Below are 12578 nucleotides of genomic sequence, written 5' to 3'. Positions count from 1 at the left end.
TCCGTGGTAAACTTCTAGACGCGCTTTCTTCACGCGAGCCGGTGCCCACTTCGCAACGCTGTTAAGCCTTCTTCGGCGGCTCCTTGTGGCCGCCAAAGCCTGCGCGCATCGCCGAGAGGATCTTCTCCGCGAAGGTGTGATCCTTGCGCGAACGGAAGCGGGTGTAGAGCGCGGCCGTCAGCACTTCGGCCGGCACCGCCTCGTCGACCGCGGCATTGACGGTCCAGCGGCCTTCGCCGGAATCCTCGACGAAGCCGGAGTAATTGTCGAGCGTGTGGTTCTGCGCCAGCGCCGAGGCGGTGAGGTCGAGCAGCCAGGACGGGATCACGCTGCCGCGCCGCCAGACTTCGGCGATGTCGGCGATGTCGAGATCGAAGCGATGGTCCGCCGGCAGCGCCTCGATATTGGCGTTCTTCAGGATGTCGAAGCCCTCGGCATAGGCCTGCATCAGGCCGTATTCGATGCCGTTGTGGATCATCTTGACGAAATGCCCGGCGCCGATGGGACCGGCATGGATGTAGCCCTGCTCGATGCGCGGGTCGCGGCCCTCGCGGCCTTGGGTGCGCGGGATGTCGCCGATGCCGGGCGCCAGCGTCTTGAAGATCGGGTCGAGCCGGTCGACCACGGCCTTGTCGCCGCCGATCATCATGCAGTAGCCGCGCTCGATGCCCCAGATGCCGCCGCTGGTGCCGACGTCGACGTAATGCAGCCCGCGCTCCCGCAGCGCCTTGCCGCGGCGGACGTCGTCCTGCCAGAAGGTGTTGCCGCCGTCGATGATGACGTCGCCGGGCTGCATCAGCTTGGCGAGCGCCTCGATGGTGGCTTCCGTGATCTTGCCGGCCGGCAGCATCACCCAGGCGGTGCGCGGCGCTTGCAGCTTGAGGACGAAATCCTCCAGCGACGAGGCGCCGGTGGCGTTGTCCGCGACCAGCGCGGCGACCGCCTTGGGGTCCTTGTCGTAGACCACGGTGGTGTGGCCGTTGCCCATCAGGCGGCGGACGATGTTGCCGCCCATCCGCCCGAGGCCGATCATGCCGAGTTGCATCGCGCGCCTCCGTCAGTTCAGTGCGGCCGAGATCGCGGCATCGAGTGCTGCAAGCCCGGAGCTGAGGTCGCCCTTGAGATGCACGCGCAACGCCCGCCGGCCGCGCTCGGTGAGCACGTCGAAATCGCCGCGCGCCTGCGCCGCCTTGATGACGCCGAAGCTCGCCTTCTGGCCCGGCACCGGCAGGTCCTGGCTATCGTCGGTCGTGACCTGCAGGAACACGCCGCTGTCGGGCCCGCCCTTGTAGGCCTGTCCGGTCGAATGCAGGAAGCGCGGGCCGAACTCGGCGCAGGTCGCAAGGTGTTTGGCGTCGCGCAGCTTCAGCCGCATCGCCTGCAAGGCGTCGATGGTGTCGCCGTCGCGCTCGATATAGGCGAGCAGGGCGACGTAGTCGCCGCGGCCGGAGCGCGAGAGGTGCGCCTTGATCCAGGAATTGAGGTCGCCATTGGCGCCGGCCTTGCGCAGGTCCTCGGCGTTCTGCGCGTCGGTGAAGAGATCGACCCCGTCCGCCGACACCACCGGCTCTTCCGCCGGCAGCGATCCGGTCTTCTCGAACGCCGCCGTCAGCTCGCGGGTCTTGATCTTGGCGGCCTCGACGTCGGGCTGGTTGAACGGATTGATGCCGAGGATCGAGCCCGCGACCGCGGTCGCGATCTCGAAGCGGAAGAACTCCTGGCCGATATGGTCGATCGACTTCATCACGATCCGGACCACCGGATGGCCGGCGGCCTCGAGCGCCGCGAGCTTTGCCTCATGCGCGGCGTCGCTCTCGCTTTCGGTGCGCAGATCGATGAAGAAGCGGTCATTGCCGTAGACCGCGGCGTCGCCGATCGTCTCGCCCTCGATCGGGATCAGGCCCTTGCCGTCCTTGCCGGTCGATTCCGCGATCAGCTGCTCGGCCCAGGCGCCGAAATCGGCGACATCCGGGGAGGCGAAGATCGTCACCTTGTCGCGGCCTTCGAGCCCGGCGATGCCCATCGCCAGCCCGAGCTGGACGCCCGGGTTCTCCTGCGGCGGCACGTCGGCGCCGCAGGAACGCACCATGGCGAGCGTATGGCCGAGCAGGCTGCGGACGTCGATGCCCGCGGCCGCCGCCGGCACCAGGCCGAACGGCGACAGCACCGAATAGCGGCCGCCGATCGCAGGATCCCCGTAGAAGATCCGGGCAAAGCCCTGCTTGATCGCGACCTTCTGCAGCGAGGAGCCCGGATCGGTCACCGCGATGAAGCGGTGGCCGGCCTTGTCCTTGCCGATCGCTTTCGCCACCCGATCGAAGAAATAGTCCTTCATCACGTTCGGCTCGGTGGTGCCGCCGGACTTGGAGGAGACGATGAACAGCGTCTTGGCGATGTCGACATACTCCTCCATCGCGCGCACCTGCGCCGGATCGGTGGAGTCGAGCACGTGCAGCCGCGGGAAGCCGGACCGGTGCGGGAAGGTTTGCGCCAGCACCTCCGGGCCGAGGCTCGAGCCGCCCATGCCGAGCACGACCGCGTCGGTGAAGCTCTGGCCCTTCACGCGCTGCGCGAAATCCTCGTAGTCGGCGACGTCGGCGGAGGCGGCGCTTGTCAGCCAGCCCAGCCATTTGTCCTCGTCATCGCCGGTCCAGACCGACTTGTCCTTGTGCCAAAGCCTGCGGATCTTGGCCGAGGCGCGCCATTCCTCGGTGCTCTTCTCGACCGCCTTCTCGATGCCGGCGCCGAGCGCCAGCTTCTGGTGGTCGATGCCGCCGCCGAGCGAGCTGGCGCGCTTGTGGGCGACCGCGCCGTACAGCTTGTCGGCGGCGTCGGCGAACAGCTTGACGCCGTCCTTGACCAGCTCCTCGGTGATCGCATCGAGCGAGATGCCGGACTTCTCCAGCTCCTCCAGCACGCGGCGGGCGTCCTCGACATTCTCCTCGAGGCTGTCGCGGAGCTTGCCGTGGTCGCGGAAGGCGTCGAGCGTTGCCGGCGGCACGGTGTTGACGGTGTCGGGGCCGATCAGCTCCTCGACATAGAGCACGTCGCTGTAGTCCTTGTTCTTGGTGCCGGTCGACGCCCACAGCAGCCGCTGCGGCTTGGCGCCCTTGGCGGCGAGCTTGTCCCAGCGGCTGCCTGCGAACAGGCGCTTGTAGTCCTGGTAGGCGAGTTTTGCGTTGGCGATCGCGACCTTGCCCTTCAGCGCGGCGAGCCGCTCCTTCTCGGAGGGGTCGTTGGCGCGCGCGATCTTCTCGTCGAGCTGCTTGTCGACGGCGGTGTCGATGCGGCTGACGAAGAAGCTCGCGACGCTCGCGACATGGGAGGGATCGCCGCCCTTGGCGACGTACTTCTCGAGGCCCTTCAGATAGGCCTCGGCGACCTGGCGGTAGACCTCCTGCGAGAACAGCAGCGTGATGTTGATGCTGATGCCTTCGCCGGTCAGATACTCGATCGCCGGCAGGCCCTCCGGCGTTGCCGGCACCTTGACCATCAGGTTCTTGCGGTGGACGTCCTTCCAGAGCCGCTCGGCCTCCGCGATCGTGCCCTTGGTGTCCATCGCAAGGTACGGCGACACTTCGAGGCTGACAAAGCCGTCGCCGCCATGGCTGTGGTCATAGACCGGGCGCAGCACGTCGGCGGCATGCTGGATGTCCGCGACGGCAAGATGCTCGAACAGGTCGGCGACCGAGCGGTCGCCCTTCTTGAGGGCCTGGCCGATCGCCCCGTCATACTCGTCCGACGAGCCGATCGCCTTCTCGAAGATCGAGGGGTTGGAGGTGACGCCCTTGACGCCGTCGGTCTCGATCAACCGCTTCAGGTCCCCCTTGGCGACGAAGCCGCGGGCGAGGAAGTCCAGCCAGACGGCCTGGCGGTGATTTTCGAGTGCTTTGACGGGGTTCATGGGTGCCTGTTCTCGTTCGATCGAGGGTCGATTTTTGGGTTCCCGGGCAGCTTTCGGGGGCGGAGGAGGATTGTCAACATGGCTGGGGGCCCGGGCGGAATATCAGCATTCCCAAGGGATAACGCCATTCACAACAGTTCGATCCCCTCGGACGCGGGTGCGAGCAGACCCCGAACTCAGCACATTTTTATGACGCGTTGCGGCGCACGCCGCGCGTCAGGGCCGCAGGTAGAGGTAACCCTGGGATTGCAGCTCGGCGAGGCGCACGACGCCGCCGCGCTCGGCGGCGACGAAGCCGGGCAGCAGGTCCTTCAGGCCGATGTTCTGCGATTTCATGGTGTTGCCGCAGGCGGCAAGCTCGATCCCGTCCCTGGTGAACTGCCCGACATGCTTTGACAGGTCGGGATTGGCCGCTGCCGAATGAAACGCCTTCAGCGCCTGGCCGTGCACCACCAGCGCGATCGTGACATTGCCGGGGCCGCCGACGCCGTCGAGATGGTTCTGGATGTTGCCGATCACGAAACCGACCTTGTCGAGGTCGTCGAGGTGATAGACCACCTTCAGCTTTTGCGGCGGTGCTTCGGCGGCGGCGTTCGCCCGTGACGCCGCGAAGGCGGCGCCGATCGCCGAGAGCGTGCCCCACAGGATGCTGCGTCTGTGCATGGGCGTCCCTCGCGCAATTGTTGTTGATCTGACCGAGCCTATCACTTGTGGCGGAGCGCCGCGAGTTCCTTGCGGTCGGTCACAAGTTCGGCGCATTCGCGGGCGTCCGCGCGATCGACCCGAAAGATCTTGTCGTCGGCCCCGGCGAGCAGCTCTTCGCTCGCGTCGTCGTCGGGCTTGTTGCGATTCCACATCCGGATGCTGCTCAGGCGTGCGATCGCGGACTTATCGTCCTTCGACAACGCCACGCTGATACCGCCGCCCTCGCAATCCACGCCGCATTCGAAGCGGATTTCGTGTCCGGATTCGGTCGCGACCGCGTGGTTGCAGTAGCCGCTGGAGTCGAAATTGCCGGAGCGGTGGCGGTAGATGACACCGAGGCGGAAGGAGTAGTTGGTGGTTTTGTCCTCTGGTGCGTCTTCCGCCGACACCAGAAGCTTCATCGCGCTGACCTTCTGCTTCGGATGCTGCGCCAGATGATTTGCATCGTATCGCCGCACGAAGCAGGCATAGGCTTTCGCCCCTAGCGGCCCTGCGAACATCCTGTTGTCGAAGGCGGCTGCCGTGGCCTTGTCGACCGCTTCCTGCGCCTGGACGGCTGACGACGCGCCAGCGCAGGCTGCGGCGGCAAGTGCGACAACAAGGAGCGTGTGCTTCATGGCGGCCTCGGGAATAGCCTGCGCCTCCAAGGTGTCATCTTTACAGCGCGGCAATGGTGCCGCGCGGAACTGCGCGGGCTCGTTGCCTTAGTCGCGGCGACAAGGAGGCACGTTCAACGGCACATGAACCTTTGTTTATGCTGTTCGTAACCTTTGTTTATGCTGTCTGTGACGTACGCATCTTGACGCCAAGGCGGGACGGCCACACCTTTTCAGGGAAGCCCAACGTTCATCGCCGGACGGGAAGTTGCCCCGCTCGGATGTCCACTTGGGAGGGCTGGGCCCCGGTAAACCACGGATGTGGCGAAGGGGTTACAACCACCAAAAACAAGGGGATATTGATGAACCATTAAGCTTCCTGCCTGTTGATAAGGCAGAGGCTGCACGCGCCGTGCATTGCCGAAGTGAGTCGGTCGAGTGTCCAATGGACCCAGCGTGCCGACGCTGATTCGATCCTAGGACGCTCTGGTTACGACTCGTGTCAGTCGTGCGGCGATACATATCGTGGAGAGAGGGATCATGTACAACGATTCTTTGTTCAACGCCTTCGCAAGGTCGTTTGAAGCGCGAAGCCAGACCGACATGTCGATGGCCGAATATCTGGAGTCGTGTCGAAGTGATCCGATGCGATACGCCAATGCGGCCGAGCGGTTATTAGCGGCAATCGGTGAGCCCCAGATGATCGACACGGCCAAGGACCCACGCCTTGGCCGTATCTTTTTGAACCGTACGATCAGGTCGTATCCGGCCTTCGCCGGCTTTTACGGAATGGAAGATACGATCGAACGTCTCGTCGGCTTCTTCCGCCACGCCGCGCAGGGCCTCGAAGAGCGCAAGCAGATCCTCTATCTGCTCGGACCGGTCGGCGGCGGCAAGTCGTCGCTCGCCGAGCGCATCAAGTCACTGATGGAAGTCCACCCCATCTACGTGCTGAAAGCCGGCGATGAGCTCTCGCCTGTGTTCGAGAGCCCGCTCGGCTTGTTCGATCCGGAAACGCTCGGTCCGATCATCGAAGAGAAGTACGGCATTCCGCGGCGGCGCTTGAGCGGGCTGATGTCTCCGTGGGCCTACAAGCGGCTTGAGGCCTTCGGTGGTGACATTTCGCAATTCCGCGTTGCTCGCATCCAGCCGTCGCGGCTGCGCCAGATCGCGGTTGCCAAGACCGAGCCCGGTGACGAGAACAACCAGGACATCTCCTCGCTGGTCGGCAAGGTCGATATCCGCAAGCTCGAGACCTACGCCCAGAACGACCCCGACGCCTACAGCTATTCCGGCGGCCTCAACCGCGCCAACCAGGGCGTGCTCGAGTTCGTCGAAATGTTCAAGGCGCCGATCAAGATGCTGCACCCGTTGCTGACCGCGACGCAGGAGGGCAACTACATCGGCACCGAGAACATCGGCGCGATCCCGTTCACCGGCATCATCCTCGCGCACTCGAACGAGGCCGAGTGGCAGAGCTTCAAGACCAACAAGAACAACGAGGCCTTCATCGACCGCATCTGCGTCATCAAGGTCCCCTACGTTCTGCGGGTGACCGAAGAACAGAAGATCTACGAGAAGCTGATCCAGGGTTCCGAGCTCGCCGCCGCGCCCTGCGCGCCGGCAACACTGGAAACGATGGCCCGCTTCTCGGTGATGTCGCGCCTGCGCAAGCACGAGAACTCGACGCTGTTCGGCAAGATGCGGGTCTATGACGGCGAGAGCCTGAAGGAGTCGGATCCCAAGGCGCGCAGCGTGCAGGAATACAAGGACGCCGCCGGCGTCGACGAGGGCATGGACGGCGTCTCCACCCGCTTTGCCTTCAAGGTGCTGGCCTCGACCTTCAACCACGACACGACGGAAGTCGGCGCCGACGCGGTGCACCTGATGTATGTGCTGGAGATGGCGATCCGCCGCGAGCAACTGCCTGACGAGACCGAGAAGCGCTATCTCGAATTCATCAAGGCCGACCTCGCGCCGCGCTATGCCGAGTTCATTGGCAACGAGATCCAGAAGGCCTATCTGGAATCCTATGCCGACTACGGCCAGAACCTGTTCGACCGCTATGTCGACTACGCCGACGCCTGGATCGAGGATCAGGACTTCAAGGATCCCGACACCGGCCAGCTGATGAACCGCGAGCTTTTGAACCAGGAGCTGACCAAGATCGAGAAGCCGGCGGGCATTGCCAACCCGAAGGACTTCCGCAACGAGGTCGTCAAGTTCTCGCTGCGTTCGCGGGCGCACAATGGCGGCAAGAACCCGAGCTGGACCTCCTACGAAAAGGTTCGCGACGTGATCGAGAAGCGGATATTCTCGCAGGTCGAGGATCTGCTTCCGGTCATCTCGTTCGGCTCCAAGAAGGACGGCGAGACCGAGAAGAAGCACGGCGAGTTCGTCGAGCGGATGGTGGAGCGCGGTTATACCGAGCGCCAGGTCCGCCGGCTCGTCGAGTGGTACATGCGGGTGAAGCAGGCCGGCTAGAGCATGATCCGGAAAAGTGCGAAGCGGTTTTCCGAAAAGATCATGCTTAAACAAGAAGCTAGTGCACGATCCGGAAAGCTGGCAGCGGCTTTCCGTCTCGTCCGGTTCCGTCCAATAAGTCCGGTTCCGTCCAATAAGAATGCGATGCGACTGTCATGATCGCATCCGGCGCGAGGCAGATGCAAAGTGGTCATGCACATCGTCGATCGGCGGTTGAATCCGGGTAGCAAGAGCCTGGAGAACCGGCAGCGTTTCCTGCGGCGCGCCAAGGCGCTGGTGCAGGGAGCCGTCAAGAAGTCGTCGCAGGACCGGGACATCAAGGATGTCCTGGAGGGCGGCGAGGTGACCATCCCGCTGGACGGCATGGATGAGCCGCGCTTCCGGCGCGAGGGCGGCACGCGTGACATGGTGCTGCCCGGCAACAAGAAGTTCGTCGAGGGCGACTGGCTACAGCGGCCGAACCAGAGCGGCGGCAAGGGTTCCGGTGCAGGTGAGGGTGACAGCGAGGACGCCTTTCGCTTCGTGCTCAGCCGCGAGGAGTTCGTCGATCTTTTCCTCGACGATCTCGAGCTGCCTGATCTCGCCAAGCGCAAACTCGCGGAAACCGAGAGCGAGGGCCTCCAGCGCGCCGGTTATGCGACCTCGGGCTCGCCGGCCAACATCTCGATCAGCCGCACGGTGAGCCGGGCGCTGGCGCGCCGGGTGGCGCTGCGCCGGCCGCGCAAGGACGAGATCGAGGCACTCGAGGCGGAGCTTGCGGAATGCGACGACGATACGCGCCGCCGCGAACTGCTCACGCTGCTCGAAGCGCTGAAGGCCAAGGCCAAACGGATCCCGTTCATCGATCCGATCGACATCCGCTACCGCCGCTTCGAGACGGTGCCGAAGCCGGTGGCGCAGGCCGTGATGTTCTGCCTGATGGACGTCTCGGGCTCGATGTCCGAGCACATGAAGGACCTCGCCAAGCGGTTCTACATGCTGCTCTACGTCTTCCTGAAGCGACGCTACAAGCATGTCGAGATCGTGTTCATCCGGCACACCGATCGCGCCGAGGAGGTGGACGAGGATACGTTCTTCCATGGACCGGCATCCGGCGGCACGCTGGTGTCGAGCGCGCTGGTTGCGATGAACGACATCGTCCGCACCCGCTTCCGCCCGGCCGACTGGAATATCTACGCGGCCCAGGCTTCGGACGGCGACAACATGACGTCGGATAGCGGGCTGACCGGGCTTCTGCTGACCGACAAGATCCTGCCGGTCTGCCAGTTCTTCGCCTATCTCGAGGTCGGCGAGGCCGCCAACTACACCTTCGACATGCCGGACTCCTCGCTCTGGACGCTCTATGAGCGTCTGCGCAACGACGGCGCGCCGTTGTCGATGCGCAAGGTGAGCGAGCGCGGCGAGATCTTCCCGGTGTTCCAGGACCTGTTCAAGCGCCGCACCACCAGTCAGGAAAGGGTATAGTTTGATGGGATCTTCCGGGGGACGGCTGTTCGAGGGCGCCGACTGGGATTTCCAGACGCTGCAGCGAGTTCACGACGCCTGCGAGAAGATCGCGCGCACGGAGCTCGGGCTCGACGTCTATCCCAACCAGATCGAGGTGATCACCGCCGAGCAGATGCTCGACGCCTATTCCTCGGTCGGCATGCCGCTGTTCTACAAGCACTGGTCGTTCGGCAAGCAGTTCGCCTTCCAGGAGGCGTCCTATCGCAAGGGCCTGATGGGCCTCGCCTATGAGATCGTGATCAATTCCTCGCCATGCATTTCATATCTGATGGAGGAGAACACGGCGACGATGCAGACGCTGGTGATCGCGCACGCGGCGTTCGGGCACAATCACTTCTTCAAGAACAACTATCTGTTCAAGCAGTGGACCGATGCCGACGGCATCCTCGACTATCTCGAATTCGCCAAGGGCTACATCTCCGCCTGCGAGGACCGCCATGGCCGCGAGACCGTGGAGCGGACCATCGATGCCGCGCATGCCTTGATGTCGCATGGCGTCGACCGCTATCCCGGCAAGAAGACGCTGGACCTGCGCGCCGAGGAGAAGCGTGCCGGCGAGCGCCGCCAGCACGAAGAGGCCGTGTTCAACGATTTGTGGCGGACGGTGCCCAACACCAAGCACAAGAGCAAGGCTACGCTCACCGTCGAGCGCCGCCGCGCGCTGCTCGGTCTGCCGCAGGAGAACATCCTCTATTTTCTCGAGAAGACCGCACCGCGCCTTGCGCCCTGGCAGCGCGAGCTCATTCGCATCGTTCGCCACATCGCGCAGTATTTCTACCCGCAAGGGCAGACCAAGGTGATGAACGAGGGCACCGCGACCTACGTCCATTACCGCATCATGAACCGGCTGCATCAGCAGGGCCGGATCACCGACGGCAATTTTCTCGAATTCCTGCAGTCGCACACCAACGTGGTGTTCCAGCCCGAGTTCGACGACCGCCGCTATTCCGGCTTCAACCCTTATGCGCTCGGCTTTGCCATGATGCAGGACATCGAGCGGATCGTGAAGAACCCTGAGGACGAGGACCGCGACTGGTTCCCCGATATTGCCGGCAAGGGCGACGTCGAGGGCGTGCTGCGCGAGATCTGGAGCAATTACCGCGACGAGAGCTTCATCAACCAGTTCCTCAGCCCGGCGCTGATCCGGCGCTTCCGCATGTTCCATCTGCACGACGATCCGGCCGAAAGCCAGGGGATCAAGGTCGATGCGATCCATGACGAGCGCGGCTATCGCCGTGTGCGCCGCGAACTGGCGCGGCAATACGACGTCGGTTTCGTCGACGCCAATATCGAGGTCATGGATGTCGATCTCGACGGCGATCGCCGCCTGATGCTGCGTCACACCACCGTGAAGGGTGCGCAGCTCAACGAGACCGACACGCGGCGCGTGCTGCAGCACCTTGCCGATCTGTGGTCCTACGACGTTGCATTGACCGAAGTCGACGGCACCGACAAGGTGCTGAAGGAATACGTGGTCAGCCCGCGCGCGGCGGCGGTCGCTGCCTGAGCATCACGTGATCGAGAACAGCAACGCGCGGTGACTGCCGCGCGGAATGCGTGTCTTGCTTGGTGAACCTTCATTTCCATCGATGGCTCACATCATGAACATCACGGCAACATTCGAGCTTCCGGTCACGCAGATGTTCCGCGCGCCAACGTGATGGCCGGCATGCGGAAGTCTTCTTGGTGATTGCCTGCGCGGGCGCGATTGATAATGTGCGCCGCGTCAAGAAAACCAAGAAAAGGATATGCCCTTGTCAACTCGCTCCCGCCTGGCGGGCCTTCTCGCCGTCACCGCGCTCACGGCCTCGTCGATCTCGCCATCCATTGCCGCCGATTCCGCGATCAGAATAGGGAACACCGCGCCCTATAGCGGCCCGGCGTCCGCCTACGGCACGATCGCGCGCGCCGAAGCCGCCTACTTCCAGATGCTCAACGATCAGGGCGGCATCAACGGCCGCAAGATCGAGTTCGAGAGTCTCGACGACGCCTATTCGCCGTCGAAGACCGTCGAGCAGACCCGCAAGCTGGTCGAGCAGGACGAGGTGCTCGCGATCTTCAGCGCGGTCGGCACCGCGCCGAACATCTCGGTGCAGAAATATCTGAACATCAAGCACGTGCCCCAGCTGTTCGTGTCCTCAGGCGCGACGCGCTGGAACGATCCGAAGCAGTTTCCGTGGACGGTCGGCTTCAATCCGACCTACGAGCTCGAGGGCCGGCTCTATGCGAAGTACATCCTGAAGACCAAGCCGGATGCCAAGATCGCGGTCATCACGCCGAACGAAGACGCCGGCAAGGACTATCTCAAGGGTTTCAAGGACGGACTTGGCGAGCATGTCGGCCAGATCGTCGCCGAGACCACCTACCTCACGACCGATCCGACCATCGATTCCCAGATGGTGACGATGCGCGAGTCCGGCGCCGACGTGTTCTTTGCCGAGGCGACGCCGAAATTCGCCGCGCAAGCGCTGCGCAAGGCGGCGAGCATGGGCTGGAAGCCGCTGACCATCCTGCCGACCGTCTCCAACTCGGTCTCCGCGGTGCTGGAGCCGGCCGGGCTCGAGAACGTCATCGGCGTCGTGACCGGTCTCTATTTGAAGGATCCGACCGATCCGCGCTGGGCCAACGATCCCGCGCAGCAGGAGTTTTCGGCCTGGATGAAGAAGTACCAGCCGAATGCAAGCCCGGGCGATCTGTTCAACGTGCAGGGCTACACGGTCGCGCAGGTGATGACGGCGGTGCTGAAGAACTGCAACGGCGACTACAGCCGCGCCAACATCATCAAGCAGGCGAGCAATCTGAAGGCGCTCGAATTGCCGATGCTGCTGCCCGGCATCAAGGTGCAGACCGAGTCCGACAATGTGACGCCGATCCGCCAGATCCAGATGGCGCGGTTCGACGGCAAGTCCTGGGCGCTGTTCGGCGACGTGCTGAGCGACAAGTAGCCGTCACCAACTCTGCTGTCGTCCCTGCCTAGTGCATGATCCGGAAAAGTGCGAAGCGGTTTTCCGAAAAGATCATGCTTAAACAGGAATCTAAAGCGCGATGACGATTCAGCCTGATCTCATCGCGCTTTAGTGCGCAATTGCGCACGGGAGCAGGGACCTATACGCCGCGGCTTCTGTTGTGAACGGAACTCGTCGTTCCAGCGTAGCTCGACAATCCGCATCGGTGGTTATGGGACCCTGCGTTCGCAGGGACGACACGGAGTTTGCTGCACATCCTTGCCGCGTCTTTGCGACGGAGAGTCCCGGGCGCTGTTCGGCGATGTCTTGAGCGACACATATTGCGGCCACCAATTCCGCTGTCGTCCCTGCGAACGCAGGGACCCATACGCCGCGGCTTCTGTTGTGAACGGGACTCGTCGTTCCAGCGTAGCTCGA

At 63.6% G+C, this 12578-nt stretch carries 8 protein-coding genes; 4 read left to right on the top strand and 4 right to left on the bottom strand.

All coding sequences use genetic code 11. From position 1 onward, the window contains the following. Positions 1-61: 61 nt before the first annotated feature. From gnd to FBZ93_RS33990, 4 genes are all read right to left on the bottom strand, one after another. A complete protein-coding gene (gene gnd, locus FBZ93_RS34005; RefSeq protein ID WP_146991791.1) occupies positions 62-1045 on the bottom strand; it encodes a phosphogluconate dehydrogenase (NAD(+)-dependent, decarboxylating) in 984 nt (327 codons plus the stop codon). 12 nt (positions 1046-1057) lie between these two features. After that, a complete protein-coding gene (locus tag FBZ93_RS34000; protein WP_146991790.1) occupies positions 1058-3904 on the bottom strand; it encodes a bifunctional transaldolase/phosoglucose isomerase in 2847 nt (948 codons plus the stop codon). A gap of 216 nt (positions 3905-4120) precedes the next feature. Then, positions 4121-4567: a DsrE family protein gene (locus FBZ93_RS33995; RefSeq protein WP_146991789.1), complete on the bottom strand. Its 447-nt coding sequence runs from the start codon at positions 4565-4567 to the stop codon at positions 4121-4123. A 41-nt stretch (positions 4568-4608) separates the two neighbouring features. Beyond that, on the bottom strand, positions 4609-5226 hold the full coding sequence (locus FBZ93_RS33990; protein WP_146991788.1) for a hypothetical protein: 618 nt from the start codon (positions 5224-5226) through the stop codon (positions 4609-4611). 519 nt (positions 5227-5745) lie between these two features. Between FBZ93_RS33990 and FBZ93_RS33985 the strand changes: the two genes are divergently transcribed. From FBZ93_RS33985 to FBZ93_RS33970, 4 genes are all read left to right on the top strand, one after another. Further along, positions 5746-7689 carry a PrkA family serine protein kinase gene (locus tag FBZ93_RS33985; RefSeq protein WP_146991787.1) on the top strand — a complete coding sequence of 648 codons (1944 nt, stop codon included), beginning with the start codon at positions 5746-5748 and terminating at the stop codon, positions 7687-7689. 192 nt (positions 7690-7881) lie between these two features. After that, the gene (locus FBZ93_RS33980; RefSeq protein WP_167529336.1) at positions 7882-9153 is read left to right on the top strand and encodes a YeaH/YhbH family protein; all 1272 of its coding nucleotides are present in this window, start codon (positions 7882-7884) and stop codon (positions 9151-9153) included. 4 nt (positions 9154-9157) lie between these two features. Next, on the top strand, positions 9158-10702 hold the full coding sequence (locus tag FBZ93_RS33975; protein ID WP_146991785.1) for a SpoVR family protein: 1545 nt from the start codon (positions 9158-9160) through the stop codon (positions 10700-10702). Between the two features lie 241 nt (positions 10703-10943). Then, entirely contained in the window at positions 10944-12140 is a 1197-nt protein-coding gene (locus tag FBZ93_RS33970) for an ABC transporter substrate-binding protein (protein ID WP_167529335.1), read from the top strand. Positions 12141-12578: the final 438 nt, after the last annotated feature.

It is taken from the genome of Bradyrhizobium macuxiense (assembly GCF_007993935.1).
Taxonomy (GTDB): Bacteria; Pseudomonadota; Alphaproteobacteria; order Rhizobiales; family Xanthobacteraceae; genus Bradyrhizobium; species Bradyrhizobium macuxiense_A.
Note: the sequence above shows the minus strand (reverse complement) of the source record. Positions and strands in the feature narration are given on the sequence as shown.